This window comes from Erwinia amylovora (assembly GCF_017161565.1).
Lineage (GTDB): Bacteria > Pseudomonadota > Gammaproteobacteria > Enterobacterales > Enterobacteriaceae > Erwinia > Erwinia amylovora.
On record NZ_CP066796.1, the window covers coordinates 1,704,973 to 1,727,456 of the forward strand.

Below are 22,484 nucleotides of genomic sequence, written 5' to 3' on the forward strand. Positions count from 1 at the left end.
TGAAACCGCCGATGTGGCTCATTTGCCTCAATGGCCGTGGGCTTCCCCGGCGGTTTTGCCATCCGTTATACTTCAGGCTACCGATACGTGGGTTGCCATCGTCCAGCTTGTTAAGCTTTTGACACCGGCACGATCGGCAGCTTGCCTGCCAGCATCGGTTTACACAGTATTTTATAGCCATCGCTGTCAAACCCGGGAGTGGTGCTGCACAGCGCTGCGGCGTCTTCCAGTTTGCTGACCGAACCGAGATACAGCCAGTTGTTGATGACGTGATACTGGGTTTGTCCGGCTCTTTGCTCCAGCACCGCGACCGCATCAGGCCATGGCCAGCACCGCACACGCACGGCCTCCAGCGCTGAAAGTAAGCGCTGCTGGTGCGCTGCACGGGTCTCTGTCCCACAGCATGCCCCGGCACAACGATTGAGCGCGAAACGGAAACAGGCATTCCCCGAACGCATTTTTTCCAAACCCAGCAGGTAATAACAGAGCCGTTGTTCATCGGCAATTTTTTGCAGGGTTTCCAGCGCGGCACGGCGGTTAGCGTACAAGCCGTACAGGCCAGAAGTCGTGGAGAAATCCACATCTTTGGCATACACCACCTGAGGGGATCCGGCGGCGATCTGCAAGGCGCAGAGCTGGCGATTTTTGCGCAGTCGTTTATTGAATAAGGGCTGCTGCAGCTTGATCATCCGTGCTTCCAGCAGCAGAGCGCCCAGTTCTCCTGCCGTAGTAATAAAGCTGATACGGGTTGCCTGACGCAACATACGGGCTTCATCGGCAGTGCGCAGATGGGATAACACCCGGCTGCGAATATTGACGCTTTTGCCGATATACAGCGGCATTGTTTCACTGTCACCATGGAACACATATACCCCGGGCAATTTGGGGAGCGCTTCAAGCCACGGACGCAGCTGTTCGGGATATTGATAAATGGTCATGGCGTCGAATTCTGCGCGAGGACCAAGAGGTTTTCTGACCACTACTGGCTCCGGTTACTGTTTATCCGAACAGTATAGCAGTATGTGGCTGACGGGCGGAGCTTTTGTTGCTGGTAATCAGCCAGCGACAACCTCAACGGCGGGACTGCTTGTGGGCGGCGCTTTGTGGGTCGCGCCGCCCGGAATGGCGTTTATCCTTTCCAGAAGTCGTCAAACACCGTCACCGGCGTGCGGCGTTTGTGCTCGGTTTTTACATACCAGTCTTCAATGATTTTCGCTGCCGCCGGTTCAATGTTTTCACCCTGCAGGTAGCGGTCAATCATCTCATAAGTGACGCCAAGTGCCACTTCATCCTGCAAACCAGGCCGGTCGTCCTCCAGATCGGCCGTCGGGTGTTTAAGCCAGAGATGTTGCGGGCAGCCGAGCGCTTTCAGCAGCTGCTTGCCCTGGCCTTTGTTCAGCCGGAAGATGGGATTGATATCGGTGCCACCATCGCCATATTTGGTGAAGAATCCGGTGACGGCTTCGGCTGCATGATCGGTGCCGACCACCACGCCCGCCGTCATTCCGGCGATGCTGTACTGGGCTTTCATTCGTTCGCGCGCTTTCTCATTGCCACGGATGAAATCAGACAGCGTCATGCCCGCTTCGCGCAAAGCCTGCTCGCTGGCCTGCACCGCCGCCTTAATATTTACCGTGATAACCTTGTCTGGTTGTATAAAAGCGATCGCATCCTGGCAATCGTGTTCATCAGCCTGTACGCCGTGAGGAAGACGGACGGCAATAAACTGGTAGCTGTCGTCGCCAGTTTCATTGCGCAGTTCACTGACGGCCATCTGGCACAGTTTACCCGTCAGCGTGGAGTCCTGCCCGCCGCTCACCCCCAGCACTAAAGACTTTAAAAATGCATAGCGTTTCAGATATGACTTGAGAAATTCAACGCTGGTGCGGATTTCTTCCCCGACATCAATAGTGGGTTTAACGCCCAGCGCCTTAATAATGTCCTGTTGCAGAGCCATTTACCTCTCCTCAGATTCAGCGCCGAAAGACGGTCGCCATTTTCGTTTTGCTTGATGCAAAGCTAACGCGCATGGCGCACAACCACAACAGTCAATCCTGCAATCATGGCAAGAATGGTGATAAATCAACCGTTTTGCGCTTTTTTCGCCATCAGATTAAACATCATAATCGCCAGCATATAGCAACCGAACAGGGTCGCGCTCATTGTCAGTAACGAAGTCCCCCCCATCCCGGTCAGCGGAACGCTAATGCCACCCAGGGTAAACATGGTCACGCCAATCACCGCCGAAGCGCTGCCTGCCCGATGCCCCTGGCTTTGCATCGCCAGCGAAGAGGCCGTAACTGAAATGACCCCGGTGCTGGTGATGCTGAAAAACAGGGCGACCAGCACCAGCGGTAACGCTGCGGCAGTCATCGCCGCCAGCAACAGGCTACCTGAAGAGATAAACGCCAGCGTCAAACCGCCCTTGAGGATACGATACTCACCCCACAGTGGTGCCAGACGGGCGCCTGTTTGCGCGCCAATAATCAGGCCAACGCCGTTAGCGGCAAAGCAAAGGCTGAAAGCCTGGGGTGAGAGATGATAAATCTGTTGCAGGACAAACGGTGATGCGCCGATATAGGCAAACATGCCGGACATCATAAACCCTTGCGTCAGGCAGAAGCCCATAAATTGACGTTGGGTAACGACCTGGCCCAGCGCCGCCCACGCGGAGAAAACAGTGCCCTGGCTGCGCCGTTGGTCAGGCAGGGTTTCATCAAGTTTGACGCGTGACAGGATTAGCAGCAGCAGCGCAATCAGGGCTATCACTATAAACAGCCCACGCCAGTTGAGAAATGCCATCAGCCCACCGCCGATGACCGGTGCGACAATCGGCGCCAGGCCATTAACCAGCATCAGCAGGGCGAAGAAGCGGGTCAGTTCATGGCCGTGGTACATATCACGGGCGACAGCACGTGATAACACCGCACCACCGGCAGCAGACAGTCCCTGCAAAAGACGCGCCAGTAGCAGCTGGTGGATGTCCTGCGCCAGCGCACAGCCGACAGAGGCAACCAGCAACAGCAACAGCGAGATGAGCAGGGGACGGATGCGACCATATTTATCGCTAAGCGGGCCAAAAAACAGCTGGCCGAACCCCAGCCCCAGCAGCCCGGCGGTCAGGCTAAGCTGCGCGGTTGCGGTCGTGGTGGCGAGGTCGCCAGCCAGCTCCGGCAAAGCAGGAAGGTACAGGTCGATGCAGAGCGGGCCTAAGGCCGCCAGCAGGCCGAGAGTGACAGCGTAACCAAGGCGTTTACTGTGTGCGGTTGTCATGATTCCTCACTAATAAAAGAGCGACAGATCTGGCGATGCACCATGTGCAGATGAACGTGCCTTCCGATCCGCTGTATTATAAGTAGGACGCGCATAAACTGATAATAATTTGCCGCCATAAAGTTGATAAATCTGACTTTATATTCCAGACTTATCAGCACACTGATAAGAGCAGAGGAAGAGTAAATGCGTAAGTTAACGGGATTGATTGCTGCTGCGGTAACGCTTGCCGTGCTGTCTGGCTGTACGGTTTACGACCGTGCGCAAAGCTATGCCACAAAGCCGGTGGTACAGGATGTGAAAAAAGGAATGACCCGTCAGCAGGTGCGTGATATTGCCGGCCCCGCGTCTACCGAAATTACCATGGTTTATGCCCGCGGCACCTGTCAGACCTACGTGCTGGGTGAACGTGACGGCAAACTACAGACTTACTTCGTCAGCTATTCTGATACGGGCCGCGTGATGAATTACGGCTTCCAGAGCTGTAAAGAGTACGATACCGATCCACAAGCAAAACAGTAATCCCAGCTAAAGACGAAAAATGGTCACGACGGTGACCATTTTTTTCGCCTTGAAATGACTCTTACAGGCCCGCTGGGCGCGATACTTCAATATACTGACCGTTGATATTCCGGCGATAAAAGTGCCCTCCCTGTACGTAAAAACGTTCACCATCGTAATCAAGCGGCCGCATGCCACCCCTGTTGTCTACCGGCGGATCGACCACCCGATAGCTGTTGTCGTACTGTCGCTGATAATAGCTGCCGTTAAGCACATAATAGGTCAGCCCACCGATAATAACGGCGGCGGCGGCGGCAGGCAGTATCACCAGACGGCGCGGTTCAGCGGGTCTCCAATTGTGATGCCAGGGCGGCGGCGGTTTCCAGCCTCCCCCCTGGTGCCAGCCGTGGGGGGGCTTCCAGTCGACGTGATGTGCTGATGACAGTGCCGGGGTCAATAGCGTTAAGGCAAGAAAGCTAATCATCACCTTTTTCATAGGATTTCTCCTGTTTTTACCCTATCCAGCATCCGCCTGCATTGGCGAAAAAACAAGCGTCAACTCGTGGCTGGTTGCTAACGCTTACAGCGCTTAACGTTTTCTTTACACTATCAGCGAAGCGGGTTTTTCTGACCGCGAAGAGGGCACGAAAGAGGGGCGAGGCGTCAGGTTGACTTGCCACATTGAGCTGGTGGCAGGAGCGGGTCAGCAGGGGGGCTGACCCGCAGTGCGGCAATTAACGTTGGGCGAGGGCAGCCTCGTTATCGGCGTTGGTATTCATAATTTGCTGGTCAGTTTGTCTTAACCACTGGCTGGTCAGGGTACCCGCAGTGATGGATCCATTGACGTTAAGGGCAGTGCGGCCCATATCAATCAAGGGTTCAATTGAGATAAGCAGCGCCACCAGCGTTACCGGCAGCCCCATTGCCGGCAGAACAATCAGTGCGGCAAAGGTCGCGCCACCGCCTACGCCGGCCACGCCGGCTGAACTCAGCGTGACAATCGCTACCAGAGAGGCGATCCACATCGGCTCAAACGGGTTGATCCCTATGGTGGGGGCAACCATCACCGCCAGCATGGTCGGATAGAGACCCGCACAGCCGTTTTGCCCTATTGTGGCACCGAATGAGGCGGCGAAGCTGGCAATCGATTCCGGAATGCCCAGCCGGCGGGTTTGTGCTTCAACGCTCAACGGGATGGTGGCGGCGCTGGAACGGCTGGTGAAGGCGAAAGTGATCACCGGCCAGACTTTGCGGAAAAAACGCAGAGGGTTGATGCCGTTGCCAGAAAGCAGCAGGGCATGTACGGCAAACATGATGGCGATGCCCAGGTAGGATGCCAGTAAAAAGCCGCCCAGCTTGATAATTTCGTGGATGTTTGAGGTGGCGACCACTTTAGTCATCAGCGCCAGCACGCCGTAAGGCGTCAGCGTCATGATCAGACGGACCAGTTTCATTACCCAGGACTGCAACGTATCAATCGCTTTGATGACACGCCGGCCTTTTTCCGCATCATCCTTAAGCAGCTGCAGCGCAGCAACACCCAGGAAGGCAGCAAAAATCACCACGCTGATGATCGACGTCGGATTTGCCCCCGTCAGGTCGGCAAACGGGTTCTTAGGCACAAAAGAAAGCAGCAGCTGTGGTGCACTGAGATCGGCCACCTTGCCTGCATAGTTGTTTTGGATCGTTAGCATACGCGCACTCTCCTGAGCGCCTTGGACCAGCCCCTCCGCATTCAAGCCGAATAACCAGGTGACGAATACCCCAACGCAGGCGGAAATGGCGGTGGTGAACAGCAACACGCCAATCGTCAGCAGGCTTATCTTGCCCAGTGATGAGGCATTATGCAGGCGGGCTACGGCACTGAGAATTGAGACAAACACCAGCGGCATCACCACCATCTGTAACAATTGCACATAGCCGTTACCCACCAGATTAAACCAGCTGACTGACTGTTTAATCACCGGGCTGTTTTCGCCATAAAAGGTGTGCAGGGCCAGGCCAAACAGCACCCCGGTTGCCAGACCGAAGAGCACTTTTTTTGACAGGCTCCAGTCTGACCCTGTTTTCGCTACCAATAGCAGCAGCGCGACAAACGCGACCAGGTTAACGATTAGTGGAAAATTCATTTCCATTCTCTCCAAAGAAACAGACCACAAAGCGATCTGGTAGAAGACAGTTATTTCTGTCGCATAGTAAGTAAATAAGAATCGGAAAGATTATCATTTGCCGCGATAGCGGCTTTATACCCAAAAAGAATAACTTATAACTTTTAGTGCTTTATCCCTTTTCAGGGGCTTGATAACGCTCAATGATTTGGGTGAAGCCTTTTTGCACATCGCTGATGGCCCGGGTAGTCCACCCTGATGCACCAAACGGCGGCATACCGGGTGGCAACCAGATGGCACAACCGACCAGCACCAGACACAGCAGGCGCTCAAGCTGGTTGCCTTTTTGGCTTCTCAGTAGCGGCAGGCGAAAGCGCCAGCGGCAGGGCCACAGCAAGGGAACGCCGGCAGGGGTAAGCATATCTGCAACAATATGGCTCAGATAGCCCAGCACCATGCCTTGTAAAACGTCTGCCGGGAACAGCCAGTCTGAGGGTAATTTCAGCTGGAGCAGGGCAACACCGCCGCCCACGGCCAGCAGGCTGTGAGTAAAGCCCCTGTGGCCGAAAACCCGCGCGACAGGCCAGGAAAGCCATCTGAGCCTCTGCCCGAGGAAGGACTTCGGATGGTCAATGTCTGGCAATAAACAGGTGAGGAGCGTGGCGGGAATAATATGCCACCAGTCAGCGCTGGCCAGTATTGGGGTCAGTTCGGCGCGTTTGGCAAATACCGCGCTGGCAATGGCAAAAATAAGATGGCCTTCGGCCGTCATGGGAACACCTGGCTACATAACTGTCAATGCATCCAGTATAGGGAATATATACAGTAGAATAAATATGTGACGCTGTAACCAAAGATAAATAGCCGGTAAAAGTGTGCGTGCTGTGCCAGTTTGAGAGATTAACTCGGCGCAATTGGCGGGTTACCACGCCTGGGAAGTGAGGCTGATTAACCGTTTGCGTCCGCAGTCATCCTGCATCTTTGTGCTATGGCATTTGGTTAGCGATCCAGCCCATCCCGTTCGGCTGGCGACCTGTAAATGATGAGGCGTGAGTTGTTCCGGGCTGCCCGGTTTGACCGCTGCCAAAAGCCAGCGCCTGTCGACCGCCGGGGCGCTGTCAGCTACCACATTGGAACGCCTGCGCGCAGTTTTGATGGCGATCATGCCGTTAAACCCGCCCTCAAGCGTTACGCGCCTGAGGGGATCTCCCGCTAAACGCCTCGCCGTATCAGGGGAAACCTGGGGATGAGGCTTCAGTGAGGAAGCGACTCGGCAGAGAGCAGCACCGCGGAACGGTCGGCAAGGTTAAACAATTCTTTTACCCGCTACCCGCACAGACAGCGGTAAAGCAGGAGCGAGACCGATTATGCCGCCTTAGTATCAGGAAGGGGGTGAAAATATTGTGACAGGCGCTTTTGTTAAACTCACTGTAAACTGACAGACACTAACTGATAGACAGGAGAAGGCATGACTTATCAACAGGCTGGCAGGGTTGCGATCGGTAAACGGATCCTTGGCTGGATCATCTTTATTCCGGCGCTCATCTCTACATTGATATCCCTGATGGTTTTTCTGGAAAAAAGCCGTGAACAGCGCAGCGGCATTAACGCAGTGATGCAGGATTTTGCTCATGTGATGATCAATATGATCCACTTCAACACCCAATTTCTCTCTGCATTCTGGCAGAACTCGCCGGTACCAGACTTCAACAATGGCAGTAATTTGATGTTCTGGGGGATCTATATGCTGATATTTGTCGGGCTGGCGATGCAGGCTTCCGGTGCACGGATGTGGCGGCAGGCGCGTTTTCTGCGCGAAGGGATTGAAGACCAGATGATTATCGAACAAGCACGGGGTGCTGAAGGGCATACCCGCGCGCAGCTGGAAGAGAAGATAGTGGTGCCGCGCCACACCTTCCTTTTACAGATTTTTCCTTTATACATCCTCCCGGCGATGGTAGCGGTAGCCGGATTTTTTGTGCTCAAGCTGGCCGGGTTTATCGGTTAAAGAACTCCACGCGCGCAGGTCGGCATCAGGCCGGCCGCGCGTGGTGCACTATTCCTTCCTGAACCTCAAGCAGTAAGCCTACCGCCCGCTGGGCTTCTGTCAGCCAGCTGCCGCCAAAGACATTGGCCCGGTTTAACAGATAATAGAGTTGATAGACCGGCTGACGTTGTTGGAAGTCTTCAGGCAGGGGCCAGACTGACTGATAGCCGTCGGAAACCTGCCCGGGAAAAAACGGGAACCAGGGCAGCATCGCCAGATCGCACTCCCGGTCTCCCCAGTAGCAGGCAGGATCGAAGAGCCACGGGCCGCTGTCACTTCCGGCACAGTTTGCCGGCCACAAATCGCCATGCAGTAACGAAGGTTGTGGATGATGCGTATGCAACGCAGCCTGAGCACATTGGATGATCAGTTCCATATCTCCGTACTGAATGCCTTTCTCTGCGGCAAGCTGCAACTGCCAGCCGATGCGTTGTTCAGCAAAAAATGCCGACCAGCGCCGCAGCCAGCTGTTGGGTTGCACGGAAGTGGTAATATTGTTGTCAAAATCGAGGCCAAACTGTGGCTGTTCGCTCCACTGATGCAGCCTCGCCAGCTGTTGTCCCAACTTGAAAGCGCCCTGTGCATCCAGCGGTTGCGGCTGTATGTACTCCAGCAGCAAGAAACTGGTATCGCGATCGCTTCCAACGCCATACACCGCTGGTATGCGCACTGTCTGGCTGCGGGCCAGCAGCTGGAGCTGATCGGCTTCCCAGGTGAACATATCCAGCATGTCCCGATGATTACATTTTACGAACACGTCGTGCTCGCCATAGCGCAGATACCACGTTGGATGGACTTCACCGCCAGCCAGCTTACGGCGGGAGGTGATGGCTGACGAACCCAGTTGCTCACTCAACAGACGACCGATAGATGACCACACAGGACACTCCTATTCATCTGTGATTTGACGTTGAATGATTAAAGCATAACCAAAATTAGCGATAGCGCACACACCGCTTCAACTTTTATCCAAATTCAGGTGAGAGGGGGGGTGTGCGGCTGCCAAATTTCCACGTCAACCTCAGGTAAAATGCCAAGTCCCTTTTCCCCTAAGCCCCTGGCCAGCTGACGCACCTTGTCTTCAGGCAAGGTACTGACGAAACCAAAGCTGTTGCTTCCCAACTCATGCGGTTGGCCCCTGGCATCGTTCAGGGTGGTGGTGAACCCGGCGCTCGCCAGTATGCTACCCAGTTGCAACAGGTCTGATAATCCTTTCTCCTGGTATCGAAATGACACCACATATTGCTTTATTTCATCATTGCTCATCTCCAGCCTCCTCAAGTGAACGCTTTGTTTAGCGTAGCTCATTGCGGATGTTGCGTTGCTGCTCGCATCGCGTAAGCCTGAATAAGGTGTGGCCCGCAAGATAACGTCAGGTTGGAATAAAATCAGGTGAAAGTGCGGCTTGCAGAAATTATCCGCGGTAAAGTAATCGCTGCATCACCGTGACATTTCTTGCAGTGAGCAGAGGTCGCGTAAGGGATAACGGATTAAAAGCAGTAATTCTCATCGCTTTCCTGGTGTTTTCTCGCAGTTTCCCCCTTATAATGCGCGCCGCTACGGGAAGATCCCCGGTGAAACGGGCTGCCTGGCCGGGATGCTAATGGATAAAAGCGAATTAACTATTTGTTGCGATTTTTAGCGTGAAGAGCAATGATCGTCCCTTAAAACGCTTCACACTCACTCCTTTTAAACGTCGTACGGGTCACATTCTAATGAAAGCGCTTAACAAACTCACTGTCGTCTTACTGCTCTCCGGGGGAGCATTTTGTCAACAAGCTTTAGCGGATACCAATGTCTTCACCGTTATGGATGATCCCTCCACCGCCAAAAAAGATTTTGAAGGTAATGCCGCTGCGGGTTACCTGGCTCAGTCCGGGAATACGACCAGTTCATCTGCTACGGCTAATACAAACCTGACCTGGTATACCCCGAGCTTTGCTTACAGCTTGTGGGGTAACGCCAGCAATACCTCTTCAAACGATGAGCGTTCATCAGAAACTTACCAGGTTGGCGCGCGTACTCGCTATAACCTCAACAGTGCTGATTATCTGTTTGGACAGGCAAGCTGGCTGAGCGATCGTTTCAACGGATACGACGGTCGTTCGATACTGGCCGCCGGTTACGGCCGTCAGCTACTGAATGGCCCGGTACACTCGCTGCGAGTGGAAGCCGGTCCGGGTGTGCGCTATGACGAATATCATCAAGGCGGGCATGAAACACAAGCACTGGCCTATGGCGCACTGAGCTATCAGTGGCAGCTGACCGACAATACGAAATTTATTCAGGGTATTTCCGTATTGGGTAGCGACGATACCACGTTGAACTCCGAAACCGGCTTGCAGGTTGGTATTAACGACCACTTTGCATTGAAAATGGCTTACAACGTCACCTGGAACCAGAGTCCACCCGAATCAGCACCAGATCGTACCGATACCAAAACCACCATTACGCTCTCTTACGCGCTGTAATGTCATGACGGGCCATTTCGGCCCGTTTTTATTTCTTCCGGCTTCATGCGTTAATGGCGAGCTCTAAAGGAAGCTATTAAGTCGTACCTGACGTGCTCATTTCCGGCCTGAAAATAAAGCTGCCGATATTTTTTGCCTTATGCAGGGATCTTCCTCGAATGCGTTACGATGTAGCGTTGTCAATATCAATGCAGTCAAAACTGTTTGAGGGGTATATTGCGTTTTCGATTTTTTCCGTTCCGATACAATACGTTAAGATGCCGGATGCCGAACGGGAGAAGTTATTTCTCCAGTGCCAGAACGTAATGGTTTATATCTGTTATTTAATAACCCTGCAATATTTTCGAGTTCAATTATTCTTTGCGCGTTGGCTTTTTTAAACCGGTATCTGACAGGTCACTTATCTCACTGTTTACCATAATTACGTCCGTTAACGCCGCCTGAACGTAGACATGTATTCCTTATCAGCAGGTTGTTCAGGGCCCTTAATTTTAGCTTATTCCTGGAGAAATGTCCCGGCAGTAGGGGTTCAAAGTGTTTTCCCGCTTACGGAAGACTTCCGTTTACTCCTTATGGGGTCAAAATAAACCGGTAGCCATTTATTATCGCTAGCAGCAGCCTGCATTGCTGTCTTATAAAAGCGAGTTGTAACATTTTTAAATAAGCCACCTGTCACCAAAGCAATACAGATGGCGCGTATTTATGAGAATAAGTGCTATAAACAGTTCTGGTAATGCTGAAGAAAGATTTGCAATGCACATCGTACAGGCGATTTTTAACAGCTGATTGATTTATTCTTGCCAGCGAGGTGATATATCCCGCTTTTGACGCCATCCTGACAGCATGTATTACATTTTGTCGGGGAGGGGCGACAATGTGACAACAGACGTTATGCCAGCAACCTGTTAATCAGTGAGAGGGGAAATCATTATGTGACCTGATTTCAGCTGCCGTAAGCATCATATTGCCCTTATTTTACTTCGGTGCAGTGAAACACCCACCCGTGCAATTCACCTCTCTGAAGTGTAAGATAAGCCCCCCTTGATAAGTGTTAAGCAAATGCACACTGTCAGGTTATGTGTACCAAACAGCTTACCAAACGGGCAACTGTGAGTCGGTTTCAAGTAACACTGTTTGATGTATAAACAAAAACTCATGATGTATGTAGCCTTTCGTGTGGGTTACCACTGCAATTAAGGATGTTTCATGCCTGTAATTACGCTTCCTGATGGAAGTCAGCGCTCGTTTGACCACGCTGTCAGCGTGATGGATATTGCCCTGGATATTGGCCCCGGGCTGGCAAAAGCCTGTATCGCCGGGCGTGTCAATGGTGAGCTGGTTGATGCCGTTGACCCGATCACGGCAGATGCCAGCGTGGCGATTATCACTGCTAAAGACGAAGTCGGTCTGGAAATTATCCGTCACTCCTGTGCACACCTGCTGGGGCATGCGATCAAACAACTGTGGCCCGATACAAAAATGGCTATCGGTCCGGTTATCGACAACGGGTTCTATTATGACGTTGATCTCGATCGCACGCTGACCCAGGAAGATATCGAACTGCTGGAAAAACGCATGCACCAGCTGGCAGAGACGAATTATGACGTGATCAAGAAGACTGTCAGCTGGCAGGAAGCACACGATGCTTTCGCCGCACGTGGTGAAAACTACAAAATGACCATTCTTGATGAAAACATCAGTCATGACGATCGCCCTGGCCTGTATCATCATCAGGAATACGTTGATATGTGCCGCGGTCCGCATGTGCCGAATATGCGATTCTGCCATCATTTCAAATTGCAGAAAATTTCCGGCGCATACTGGCGTGGCGACAGCAATAACAAGATGCTGCAGCGTATCTACGGCACCGCGTGGGCCGATAAAAAGCAGCTGGCGGCCTATCTGCTGCGCCTGGAAGAAGCGGCGAAACGCGACCACCGCAAAATCGGTAAGCAGCTTGACCTGTATCATATGCAGGAAGAAGCGCCGGGCATGGTGTTCTGGCACAATGATGGTTGGACCATTTTCCGTGAACTGGAAGTCTTTGTACGCACCAAGCTGAAAGAGTATGAGTACCAGGAAGTGAAAGGGCCATTTATGATGGACCGTGTGCTGTGGGAAAAAACCGGCCACTGGGAAAACTACAAAGAGGCGATGTTTACCACCTCTTCAGAGAACCGTGAATATTGCATCAAACCGATGAACTGCCCGGGACACGTGCAGATTTTCAATCAGGGTCTAAAATCATATCGTGACCTGCCGCTGCGTATGGCTGAATTTGGTAGCTGCCATCGCAATGAGCCATCTGGTGCCCTACACGGACTGATGCGCGTGCGTGGCTTCACCCAGGATGATGCGCATATCTTCTGTACTGAAGAGCAGGTGCGCGATGAGGTTAACAGCTGTATCAAGATGGTGTACGACATGTACAGCACCTTCGGCTTTGAAAAGATCGTGGTGAAGCTTTCCACGCGCCCGGAGAAGCGCATTGGTAGCGACGAGCTTTGGGATCGATCAGAAACCGATCTGGCCGCTGCGCTCAAAGAAAATGGCATTCCGTTCGAATATCAGCCGGGCGAAGGCGCATTCTACGGCCCGAAAATTGAATTTACCCTACATGACTGTCTCGACCGTGCGTGGCAGTGTGGTACCGTACAGCTGGACTTCTCACTGCCGGGCCGTTTAAGTGCGTCCTATGTGGGTGAAAGTAATGAGCGCCAGGTGCCGGTGATGATTCACCGTGCCATACTGGGGTCCATGGAGCGCTTTATCGGGATATTAACCGAAGAGTATGCCGGTTTCTTCCCAACCTGGCTGGCTCCGCTACAAGTTGTGGTGATGAATATCACCGATGGTCAGTCCGAATATGTTGCAGAATTAACCCGAAAACTGCAAAATGCGGGCATTCGAGCAAAAGCGGACTTGAGAAACGAGAAGATTGGCTTTAAAATCCGCGAGCATACATTACGTCGTGTGCCTTATATGTTGGTCTGTGGAGATAAAGAGGTGGAAGCTGGCAAAGTGGCCGTTCGCACCCGCCGCGGTAAAGACTTAGGCAGCATTGACGTAAACGAAGCGATCGCGAAGCTGCAGGATGAAATCCGCAGTCGCAATCTTCATCAATTGGAGGAATAAAGTATTAAAGGCGGAAAACGAGTTCAACCGGCGCGTCCTAATCGCATAAACAGAGAAATTCGCGCTACTGAGGTTCGTCTGACTGGCGTCGATGGCGAACAGATTGGTATTGTCAGTCTGAATGAAGCTTTAGAAAAAGCTGAAGAAGCAGGTGTTGATCTTGTAGAGATCAGCCCTAACGCCGAACCGCCCGTTTGTCGTATTATGGATTACGGCAAGTTCCTTTATGAAAAAAGCAAATCTTCTAAGGAACAGAAGAAAAAGCAAAAAGTTATCCAGGTTAAGGAAATCAAATTCCGTCCTGGTACCGATGATGGCGACTATCAGGTAAAACTACGCAACCTGATTCGCTTTCTGGAAGATGGCGATAAAGCCAAAATCACGCTGCGTTTCCGTGGCCGTGAGATGGCGCACCAGCAGATCGGCATGGAAGTGCTTAACCGCGTCCGTAAAGATCTGTGTGAAGACATCGATCTGGCAGTTGTCGAATCCTTCCCTACGAAGATCGAAGGCCGTCAGATGATTATGGTGCTCGCTCCCAAGAAGAAGCAGTAGGCCCTAAAGTCATCACCCCGCGTGCTTCGGTGCGCGGTGTGGTTCGCCTGTCTGGTTCATTTTATCAACAATGCGAAGTGGATATTTTTTAAATGCCAAAGATTAAAACTGTACGTGGCGCGGCCAAGCGCTTCAAGAAGACCGCTTCTGGCGGCTTCAAGCGCAAGCACGCTAACCTGCGTCATATTCTGACTAAAAAATCTACTAAGCGTAAACGCCACCTGCGTCCTAAAGGTATGGTGTCTAAAGGCGATCTGGGTCTGGTTATCGCCTGCCTGCCGTACGCATAAGTAACCCTTTTTTAGTACCCAACAGAATTCGTTACGAACGATGAAGGGTAAAACAGAATATTAAACAGGAGAGCTAAATGGCTCGTGTAAAACGTGGTGTAGTTGCTCGCGCACGTCACAAGAAAATCTTAAAACAAGCTAAAGGCTACTACGGTGCGCGTTCACGCGTTTACCGCGTTGCTTTCCAGGCTGTTATCAAAGCTGGTCAGTATGCTTACCGTGACCGTCGTCAACGTAAGCGTCAGTTCCGTCAGCTGTGGATCGCACGTATCAACGCTGCAGCCCGCACTAACGGAATCTCTTACAGCCGTTTCATCAATGGTCTGAAAAAGGCTTCGATCGAAATCGACCGTAAGATTCTGGCTGACATCGCAGTATTCGACAAAGCAGTATTCGCTGCTCTGGTAGAAAAAGCGAAATCGGCACTGGCGTAAGCCAGATTGAAGAGGGGGCCTGGCCCCCTCTTTTTTATGTTTATCGATTTTATTCATGCAACTTCAGCAAAAGATTGACATTTTTATCCGCCGGCTTTCCAATAGACCATGCCGATAACGAGACTGCAACAAGGTAATGCAAGCATGAATGCTGCTCTTTTTCGTTTCTTTTTTTACTTTAGCACCTGATCTCCGGGGCTTTGCGCTTAGAAAAGAAACGAAAAATCGCGCTGAAAGCCTCCCTCGTGGAGGCTTTTTTCGTTTTAGCGCCAATGAAACACAGTGATTACCGGGCGACCATACGTCCTGACACAAAACAGACCGGCCGCGTGGCTGGAAGAAGAGGAAAGCATGTCACATCTCGCAGACCTGGTGGCGAGCGCGCTAGCCGCCATCAACCATGCTCAGGATGTCGCCGCGTTAGATAACGTTCGCGTCGAATACCTGGGAAAAAAAGGGCATCTCACGCTCCAGATGACCACCTTGCGTGAACTGCCTGCTGAACAACGCCCGGCGGCAGGTGCGGTGATCAACGAAGCTAAACAGCAGGTACAGGATGCGCTAAATGCGCAGAAAAACGCGCTGGAGTCTGCGGTAATGAATGCGCGTTTGGCGCAGGAAACAATCGACGTTTCGCTACCCGGACGCCGGATAGAGAATGGGGGGCTGCACCCGGTAACCCGAACCATCGATCGTATTGAGACCTTTTTTGGCGAGTTGGGATTCTCAGTAGAAACCGGCCCGGAAATTGAAGATGACTACCATAACTTTGATGCGTTAAATATTCCCGGGCACCATCCGGCGCGTGCCGATCACGATACTTTCTGGTTTGACGCCACACGCCTGCTACGCACTCAGACCTCTGGTGTACAGATCCGCACGATGAAAAATCAGCAACCCCCGATCCGCGTCATCGCCCCCGGCCGCGTATATCGTAACGATTACGATCAAACCCATACGCCAATGTTCCACCAGATGGAAGGCCTGATTGTTGATAAGCACATCAGCTTTACCAATCTTAAAGGCACTCTGCATGATTTCCTGAACAACTTCTTTGAAGAAGAATTGCAGGTGCGCTTCCGTCCATCCTACTTCCCGTTTACCGAACCCTCCGCCGAAGTGGATGTGATGGGTAAAAACGGCAAATGGCTGGAAGTACTGGGCTGCGGAATGGTCCATCCGAATGTGCTGCGTAATGTGGGTATTGACCCGGAAGTTTACTCCGGCTTCGCGTTTGGTATGGGAATGGAGCGTCTGACCATGCTGCGTTATGGCGTAACGGATCTGCGTGCTTTCTTCGAAAACGATCTGCGTTTCCTCAAACAGTTTAAATAAGGGCGGGTAAATCAATGAAATTCAGTGAACTCTGGTTACGTGAATGGGTCAGCCCGGCCATTGACAGTGCAGCGCTTTGCGAACAAATCACTATGGCCGGTCTGGAAGTGGATGGCGTGGATGCGGTTGCCGGTGCTTTTCATGGCGTGGTAGTTGGTGACGTGGTCGAATGCGCTCAGCATCCCAATGCCGACAAACTGCGCGTGACTAAAATCAACGTGGGCGGCGATCGCCTGTTGGATATCGTTTGTGGCGCGCCTAACTGCCGCCAGGGGCTGAAAGTAGCCGTGGCGACAGTGGGTGCCGTTCTGCCCGGTGACTTTAAAATCAAAGCCGCCAAACTGCGCGGCGAGCCGTCCGAAGGCATGCTGTGCTCGTTTTCAGAACTGGGTATTGCCGTCGAACAGGACGGGATCATTGAGCTGCCGCAGGACGCGACAATCGGCACGGATATTCGTCAGTATCTTCAGCTGGATGATAACACCATTGAGATCAGCGTTACGCCAAACCGTGCAGACTGCCTGGGGATTATCGGCGTTGCTCGTGATGTCGCGGTGCTGAACAGGCTGCCGTTGAATGAAGTGGATATTACACCGGTTGTCGCGACGTTGCCGGACACTTTTCCAATCCGCGTCGATGCGCCTGATGCCTGTCCGCGTTACCTTGGACGGGTAGTCAAAGGCGTTAATGTGCAGGCGCAAACCCCGTTGTGGATGCAGGAAAAACTGCGCCGCTGCGGCATTCGTTCGATCGATCCGGTTGTAGACATCACCAACTATGTTTTACTGGAGCTTGGCCAGCCGATGCATGCTTTCGACCTCGACCGCATTGCTGGCGGTATCGTGGTGCGCCATGCTGAAGAAGGTGAAACGCTGAAGCTGCTGGACGGTAGCGAAGCCAAACTGAGTGTTGATACGCTGGTGATTGCCGATGAACATAAAGCGCTGGCGATGGCGGGCATATTCGGTGGTGAAGACTCTGGCGTCAACCCGCAGACGCAGAACGTGCTTTTCGAATGCGCGTTCTTCAGCCCGCTGTCCATTGCCGGACGCGCACGCCGGCATGGCCTGCATACCGATGCCTCTCATCGCTACGAACGTGGCGTTGATCCGGCGCTGCAATTCAAAGCTATCGAACGTGCTACCCGCCTGTTGCTGGATATCTGCGGCGGCGCAGCCGGCCCGGTAATTGACGTGACTGATGAATCCACCTTACCGCAGCGCAGCACCATCACCCTTCGTCGTGAAAAGCTGGATCGTCTTATCGGGCATGTGATTGCAGACGCAGAGGTGAGTGATATTCTGCGTCGCCTTGGCTGTGAAGTCACCGAAGGACAGGGCGAATGGCAGGCTGTTGCTCCCAGCTGGCGCTTTGACCTCTCGATTGAAGAGGATCTGGTGGAAGAGGTCGCACGCATTTATGGCTACGACAATATTCCTGATGTGCCCGTACAGGCTGGCCTGGTGATGACCAGACATCGCGAAGCTGACCTGTCGCTGAAACGCGTGAAAGCACTGCTGGTGGACAAAGGATATCAGGAAGCGATTACCTACAGCTTTGTTGACCCTAAAACTCAGGCGCTGTTGCACCCAGGTGAAGATAACCTGGTATTGCCAAGCCCAATATCGGTTGAGATGTCAGCGATGCGTCTGTCGCTGTGGAGCGGTTTGCTTGCAGCGGTCGCTTATAACCAGAATCGTCAGCAGTCACGCGTGCGCCTGTTCGAAAGCGGTCTTCGTTTTGTACCTGATACGCAGGCAAACCTCGGCATCCGCCAGGAAATTATGCTGGCAGGCGTTATTGCAGGACAGCGCAATGAGGAGCACTGGGACCTGGCGCGCGATACGGTAGACTTCTATGATTTAAAAGGTGATTTAGAGTCTGTTCTGGAGCTAACTGGCAAACTTGACGATATCCGTTTTGTCGCAGCAGCCAATCCGGCACTGCATCCCGGGCAGTGCGCCGGAATTTATTTACGCGGTGAGCACATTGGATTTATCGGAGTCGTGCATCCTGAACTGGAACGCAAGCTGGGTCTTAATGGCCGTACGGTGGCGTTCGAATTACTGTGGGACAAGGTCGCAGACCGCGTCCTGCCTGATGCCAGTGTTGTGTCGCGCTTCCCGGCAAACCGCCGTGATATCGCAGTGGTCGTTGCTGAAAACGTGCCAGCAGCAGATATCGTCACAGTGTGTAAGAAAGTTGGCGCAAATCAGGTAGTTGGCGTAAACTTGTTTGACGTGTACCGTGGTAAGGGCGTAAATGAAGGTTTTAAGAGCCTCGCTATCAGCCTGATTTTACAAGATACCAGCCGGACACTCGAAGAAGAGGAGATTGCCGCTACCGTTGCAAAATGTGTAGAGGCACTAAAAGAGCGATTCCAAGCATCCTTGAGGGATTGAACCTATGGCGCTTACAAAAGCTGAAATGTCTGAATACCTGTTTGAAAAGCTCGGGCTTAGCAAACGTGATGCCAAAGAGCTGGTTGAACTGTTTTTTGAAGAAGTGCGTCGTGCTTTGGAAAACGGTGAACAGGTCAAACTGTCAGGATTTGGCAACTTCGACCTTCGCGACAAAAATCAACGCCCGGGAAGAAATCCTAAAACGGGTGAGGATATTCCTATCACGGCTCGCCGGGTAGTCACGTTCAGACCAGGCCAGAAACTCAAAAGCCGGGTCGAGAACGCCACGCCAAAAGAAGATTAATAGCCGTCGTTCAAAAGGCCGCGTAAGCGGCCTTTTTTATGCCGCCAATTTCAATATTTTACATTTATTATCAGTCATTTATCAGCAGCATGAATCCTGTAAATTTTGGTCAATCCTGATGTTTGGGCAAAGTATAGATCGCATCCGTCTGGTTTTTGCTTCCTTGCCTTGCAGAATGAATTTGCATCAATGCATTACAGTCCTGTGGGATAAACCAAAATTGATTATATGCGGGTACGGCGGTACACTGGCTGCTGTATCAGTTTTTCTTGTATGAAGCGGGGGTAGGCTATGCCGACAAAGTTGGTAAATGCTACAAAGGTTAACGAGGTTTTCGCTCACTTGAACGAAGGCCAGGATAACCGCGCCCTTTACTCCCAGCTTTCTAATGCTCAAGAAATTACCATCAAAGGTCTCACGGTCTCACCGGGTTATCGATTGGTTCGCATCGACGATCGCCTGAAAGACAGAATAACCCAAAGTCACTTCGAACTGGCATTGATTAACGATGTTTCCGAAGATGTGGCGTATTACAATCGAGTGCTGATCCAGCCTGATAGTTTTCTGAATTGTCGTCCAGTGACCCAGGTCCTGGTATGGAGAACGCAGAAACGCCAACACAGGAAAGAGCTTTACGACCTGGCCGGGCGGGTTTTCTTGCGTTACCTGCTTGAAAAATACGATGTGATCGTGTCCGACATGAACCAAACGCATGACGGCATGTCTTTCTGGCAGGCTCGTATGTTTGACGCACTGGCCTATGGGCTGAAAGTCTATGCTTATGACATGCAGTCGTGTGAACTACATGAAATCAAGACTGATGATGAAGTCGGACACTACGAGCAATGGCTTTGGGGTGATCCGGGGCATTATCAAAACAGGCTGGCAATTATCTCCAAGTTAAAACTTCCATCGTGATGAGCCGTATTGCCGGATTTTTGCATGGTTGCTGCAGATTTAAAGCGTGACCTGTTATGCATGCCCGTGCTAAAACTCCGGGAGCGCTTATCCCGCATGTACATGAAACCACCTCAGGGTGGTTTTTTTACGGCATATCTGCGCTTGTGATGCCGGAATGCGCGTCAAAGCTAAACACCAGGGTTGCCAGGTAAGGTGCCAACGGTGGCCGCCATTAACCAGCGTGACCGAACACTGCAATCAATATTTTTTTCACTGCGCGACCGCTTACGGCTGGGGTACAGTGATGTCTGTCAGCAAAACAGGAAAAACAATGAATCTGTACGAAACTGAACTGATAACGCTGGAAGGTGAGAAAACCAGCCTGGCCCGCTGGCAGGGAGATGTCCTGCTGGTGGTCAATGTGGCTTCAAAATGTGGGCTGACACCGCAGTACGAAGCGCTGGAACATCTACATAAAATGCTGCACCAGCAGGGGCTGACGGTGATGGGATTTCCTTGCAATGCCTTTCTGCAGCAGGAGCCGGGTAGCGAAGCGGAAATAAAAACGTTTTGCAGCACCCACTACGGTGTGACCTTCCCGATGTTCAGCAAAATCAATGTTAACGGCCCGCAGCGCCACCCGCTTTACGCGCAGCTGATTGCGGCCCGGCCTGAAGCTACCGCGCCTGAAAACAGCGTATTTGCCGAACGTATGGCCAGTAAAGGACGTGCGCCGAAACAGCATGGTGATGTTCTGTGGAACTTTGAGAAGTTTCTCATCGCTCGGGATGGACGGGTGGTTGAGCGTTTCTCTCCCGATATGGCGCCCAACGATCCGCTGCTGCTGGCCTGTGTCGAAAAGGCGCTGGCAGAATAACATCGCCGTGCATGGCGGATGTTGCTCTCTCCTGACGTCGTGATTTGATTATTTCATAAAATGAAAACGGCCAGATGATATGACTGGCCGCCACAGAAACGGCTCACTTTTGGCTGCCTTGATTGCTGCGAAAGCCAGCCCGGTCTTTTGATATCAGATGAGTATCAGGCAAATGTTGCTAAGCAACGGGTTTTACCGCTAAATTAACGTCCTGGACGATAAAGGACCGTGCATCATGCGTTATTACCTGGTGTTAATAGTGATGATTCTGGCTGGCTGCAGTAGCCATGCGCCTGGACCGAATGCAAAGCTTTCCGATTCTGTTGCCGTTATTGCCCAATTGAACGATCAGCTTGACCAGTGGCGCGGTGCGCCATATCGCTATGGCGGTATGAATCGCGGTGGAGTTGATTGCTCAGGCTTTGTTTACCTGACATTTCGTGAGCGTTTCAATTTGCAGCTACCGCGAACAACTTCGGCACAAACCGATGTTGGCACGCGCATTGACAAATCAGAGCTGTTACCCGGAGATCTGGTTTTCTTTAAAACTGGCAGAGGTCAAAACGGACTGCATGTCGGGATATACGATACTGACAGTCATTTTATTCATGCTTCTACCCGCCGGGGAGTGACGCGATCGTCGCTGGACAATGTTTACTGGCAAAAAGCTTTCTGGCAGGCAAGGCGTATTTGATCTCATTAACCAAGCGCAGTGACGTATTTAACAACAATAAACGTCTGTCTGCCTTGCTGGCGTCAGAACTGCATCAAATTGCTTTATTATGCGAATCCCCTTTAAGTGCACTGGTTATGACTTCAATCCGCGGATTGAGTTAAGAAGTCATTGACTCAAATTTGACAAATTATCCCTGGTTAGCAGAGCCATTCAGATAAGGACAATTTCCGTCGTTTTCATCTTAACTTTGTGTCGCGGTATGCTGGCATAAATTCAGAGCGGTTGCATGTCGGCGCGGTGACAATGCCAGGGTTCCGGTGCTTATCACTCGGTTGCAACTGGTTTCGCAGAAAACCGTTTAACATGGCAAATTAAATGAACCGCCATCTGCAAGCGGATTAGCAAATTAATCACGCTATTTGCCCGATTTATGCGCCAGATTGGCAGCTGGCGGTAACGGAAGTGCTATCTCACTTTGCTCTCGCAGCGTCACATGTGCCCGTGCCGCAGGAGTTTTAACGTCACAGCGCGATCGCCGATAGCGTATCCTGTTGTTGCAAAATGAAATTATTGTCATTGCAATAAATCATAAATATTTCATCAACACTAACATTAATCTGGCTATCAATATTTACAGGACGCTGGCTCAAGCCATTCCTGCAAGCGATCTTCTGCTGAAATAAGTGCACCAGCCGGACTGTATTGACCTGGAGGTGAGTGAAAACTTTCCGGGTATCACGGCGGAAAAATAAGATGTTTTTTATGCCGGGACTGAGTAATGAAATTAACGTAATCCATACCGTGCGGGTAAGACAATGTCGAAAGCCGTGTTTGACAATCTGTTTTACCGTATTAAGCGCGATAAAGGTTATCTCGATCGTCATATCAGGCGCTGATCCTTTCAGCCATTTATTGGCGCTATTCTTGACCACATCAAATCGCCCTGTCAGGACGTGGCGGTGCAAGAGACAGGTAATCATCGCCGACCTGCAAATCGTTCGTCCGTTTGCTTTCGACGGTATTCAGCGGGCGTTATTTGCGGCGGTGGCCGAAGAAGCAGTCACCAACCTGCTGGAAACAACCAGGCAGTAGCCAGCGCCGGTGAGGTAATAACCCTGTAAAATATCGCTGTTTACTCTTCTGCCATCGCTTTACACTAACAAGATTGTGTCGCCG

The 22,484-nt window shown here is 51.8% G+C and carries 24 protein-coding genes and 1 other annotated feature; of the genes, 15 read left to right on the forward strand and 9 right to left on the reverse strand.

The genetic code is table 11. From position 1 onward, the window contains the following. Positions 1-110: 110 nt before the first annotated feature. From cho to JGC47_RS07955, 3 genes are all read right to left on the reverse strand, one after another. Positions 111-980 (reverse strand): excinuclease Cho, encoded by an 870-nt coding sequence (gene cho / locus JGC47_RS07945; RefSeq protein ID WP_004157355.1) that lies wholly within the window; start codon positions 978-980, stop codon positions 111-113. 149 nt (positions 981-1,129) lie between these two features. After that, the gene (gene nadE, locus JGC47_RS07950) at positions 1,130-1,957 is read right to left on the reverse strand and encodes an ammonia-dependent NAD(+) synthetase (protein WP_004157356.1); all 828 of its coding nucleotides are present in this window, start codon (positions 1,955-1,957) and stop codon (positions 1,130-1,132) included. Between the two features lie 125 nt (positions 1,958-2,082). Further along, entirely contained in the window at positions 2,083-3,273 is a 1,191-nt protein-coding gene (locus JGC47_RS07955; RefSeq protein WP_004157359.1) for a Bcr/CflA family efflux MFS transporter, read from the reverse strand. A 186-nt stretch (positions 3,274-3,459) separates the two neighbouring features. Between JGC47_RS07955 and osmE the strand changes: the two genes are divergently transcribed. Then, positions 3,460-3,795 carry an osmotically-inducible lipoprotein OsmE gene (gene osmE / locus JGC47_RS07960; RefSeq protein ID WP_004157360.1) on the forward strand — a complete coding sequence of 112 codons (336 nt, stop codon included), beginning with the start codon at positions 3,460-3,462 and terminating at the stop codon, positions 3,793-3,795. A 61-nt stretch (positions 3,796-3,856) separates the two neighbouring features. Here osmE and JGC47_RS07965 read toward each other — a convergent pair whose 3' ends face one another. From JGC47_RS07965 to JGC47_RS07975, 3 genes are all read right to left on the reverse strand, one after another. Further along, positions 3,857-4,270, reverse strand: a complete 414-nt coding sequence (locus JGC47_RS07965; RefSeq protein ID WP_004157361.1) for a DUF6515 family protein — start codon at positions 4,268-4,270, stop codon at positions 3,857-3,859. 238 nt (positions 4,271-4,508) lie between these two features. Next, positions 4,509-5,903: an L-cystine transporter gene (locus JGC47_RS07970; RefSeq protein WP_004157362.1), complete on the reverse strand. Its 1,395-nt coding sequence runs from the start codon at positions 5,901-5,903 to the stop codon at positions 4,509-4,511. Between the two features lie 151 nt (positions 5,904-6,054). Then, complete coding sequence (locus tag JGC47_RS07975; protein WP_004157363.1) at positions 6,055-6,654, reverse strand: metal-dependent hydrolase; 600 nt, start codon at positions 6,652-6,654, stop codon at positions 6,055-6,057. A 696-nt stretch (positions 6,655-7,350) separates the two neighbouring features. Here JGC47_RS07975 and JGC47_RS07980 point away from each other — a divergent pair. Further along, on the forward strand, positions 7,351-7,890 hold the full coding sequence (locus JGC47_RS07980; RefSeq protein WP_004157366.1) for a YniB family protein: 540 nt from the start codon (positions 7,351-7,353) through the stop codon (positions 7,888-7,890). 25 nt (positions 7,891-7,915) lie between these two features. Here JGC47_RS07980 and JGC47_RS07985 read toward each other — a convergent pair whose 3' ends face one another. Together JGC47_RS07985 and ghoS are read right to left on the reverse strand one after the other, a co-directional pair. Beyond that, positions 7,916-8,809 (reverse strand): fructosamine kinase family protein, encoded by an 894-nt coding sequence (locus tag JGC47_RS07985; RefSeq protein WP_004157367.1) that lies wholly within the window; start codon positions 8,807-8,809, stop codon positions 7,916-7,918. 95 nt (positions 8,810-8,904) lie between these two features. Beyond that, positions 8,905-9,195: a type V toxin-antitoxin system endoribonuclease antitoxin GhoS gene (ghoS, locus tag JGC47_RS07990; protein WP_004157368.1), complete on the reverse strand. Its 291-nt coding sequence runs from the start codon at positions 9,193-9,195 to the stop codon at positions 8,905-8,907. A 449-nt stretch (positions 9,196-9,644) separates the two neighbouring features. Here ghoS and JGC47_RS07995 point away from each other — a divergent pair, with 449 nt between their 5' ends. The 12 genes from JGC47_RS07995 (at position 9,645) to JGC47_RS08050 (ending at position 21,326) form a co-directional block, all read left to right on the forward strand. Beyond that, a complete protein-coding gene (locus JGC47_RS07995) occupies positions 9,645-10,400 on the forward strand; it encodes a DUF481 domain-containing protein (protein ID WP_004157369.1) in 756 nt (251 codons plus the stop codon). Positions 10,401-11,606: 1,206 nt separating this feature from the next. Next, the gene (gene thrS / locus JGC47_RS08000) at positions 11,607-13,535 is read left to right on the forward strand and encodes a threonine--tRNA ligase (RefSeq protein WP_004157371.1); all 1,929 of its coding nucleotides are present in this window, start codon (positions 11,607-11,609) and stop codon (positions 13,533-13,535) included. A 3-nt stretch (positions 13,536-13,538) separates the two neighbouring features. After that, the gene (infC, locus tag JGC47_RS08005; RefSeq protein ID WP_013036016.1) at positions 13,539-14,090 is read left to right on the forward strand and encodes a translation initiation factor IF-3; all 552 of its coding nucleotides are present in this window, start codon (positions 13,539-13,541) and stop codon (positions 14,088-14,090) included. Between the two features lie 92 nt (positions 14,091-14,182). Then, positions 14,183-14,380 carry a 50S ribosomal protein L35 gene (gene rpmI, locus JGC47_RS08010; protein ID WP_004157374.1) on the forward strand — a complete coding sequence of 66 codons (198 nt, stop codon included), beginning with the start codon at positions 14,183-14,185 and terminating at the stop codon, positions 14,378-14,380. Positions 14,381-14,457: 77 nt separating this feature from the next. Then, on the forward strand, positions 14,458-14,814 hold the full coding sequence (gene rplT / locus JGC47_RS08015; protein WP_004157375.1) for a 50S ribosomal protein L20: 357 nt from the start codon (positions 14,458-14,460) through the stop codon (positions 14,812-14,814). Positions 14,815-14,953: 139 nt separating this feature from the next. Next, positions 14,954-15,076 (forward strand) — a sequence feature (Phe leader region). Next, positions 14,959-15,003 (forward strand): pheST operon leader peptide PheM, encoded by a 45-nt coding sequence (gene pheM / locus JGC47_RS08020; protein ID WP_152525475.1) that lies wholly within the window; start codon positions 14,959-14,961, stop codon positions 15,001-15,003. (Overlaps the previous feature by 45 nt.) Positions 15,077-15,165: 89 nt before the next feature. Next, complete coding sequence (pheS, locus tag JGC47_RS08025; RefSeq protein ID WP_004157376.1) at positions 15,166-16,149, forward strand: phenylalanine--tRNA ligase subunit alpha; 984 nt, start codon at positions 15,166-15,168, stop codon at positions 16,147-16,149. A gap of 14 nt (positions 16,150-16,163) precedes the next feature. Then, positions 16,164-18,551: a phenylalanine--tRNA ligase subunit beta gene (gene pheT, locus JGC47_RS08030; protein WP_004157377.1), complete on the forward strand. Its 2,388-nt coding sequence runs from the start codon at positions 16,164-16,166 to the stop codon at positions 18,549-18,551. A gap of 4 nt (positions 18,552-18,555) precedes the next feature. After that, the gene (ihfA, locus tag JGC47_RS08035) at positions 18,556-18,855 is read left to right on the forward strand and encodes an integration host factor subunit alpha (RefSeq protein ID WP_004157378.1); all 300 of its coding nucleotides are present in this window, start codon (positions 18,556-18,558) and stop codon (positions 18,853-18,855) included. A gap of 291 nt (positions 18,856-19,146) precedes the next feature. Further along, a complete protein-coding gene (locus JGC47_RS08040) occupies positions 19,147-19,773 on the forward strand; it encodes a hypothetical protein (protein ID WP_004157379.1) in 627 nt (208 codons plus the stop codon). Positions 19,774-20,086: 313 nt separating this feature from the next. Then, the gene (locus JGC47_RS08045; RefSeq protein ID WP_013036017.1) at positions 20,087-20,632 is read left to right on the forward strand and encodes a glutathione peroxidase; all 546 of its coding nucleotides are present in this window, start codon (positions 20,087-20,089) and stop codon (positions 20,630-20,632) included. 235 nt (positions 20,633-20,867) lie between these two features. Continuing rightward, the gene (locus tag JGC47_RS08050; RefSeq protein WP_004157381.1) at positions 20,868-21,326 is read left to right on the forward strand and encodes an NlpC/P60 family protein; all 459 of its coding nucleotides are present in this window, start codon (positions 20,868-20,870) and stop codon (positions 21,324-21,326) included. A 503-nt stretch (positions 21,327-21,829) separates the two neighbouring features. Here JGC47_RS08050 and JGC47_RS08055 read toward each other — a convergent pair. Beyond that, entirely contained in the window at positions 21,830-22,240 is a 411-nt protein-coding gene (locus tag JGC47_RS08055; protein WP_223386087.1) for a hypothetical protein, read from the reverse strand. On the opposite strand from JGC47_RS08055, the gene JGC47_RS08060 reads away from it, so the two are divergent. Then, a complete protein-coding gene (locus JGC47_RS08060; protein WP_162010771.1) occupies positions 22,233-22,400 on the forward strand; it encodes a hypothetical protein in 168 nt (55 codons plus the stop codon). The two genes, JGC47_RS08055 and JGC47_RS08060, sit on opposite strands and share 8 nt — an antisense overlap. Positions 22,401-22,484: the final 84 nt, after the last annotated feature.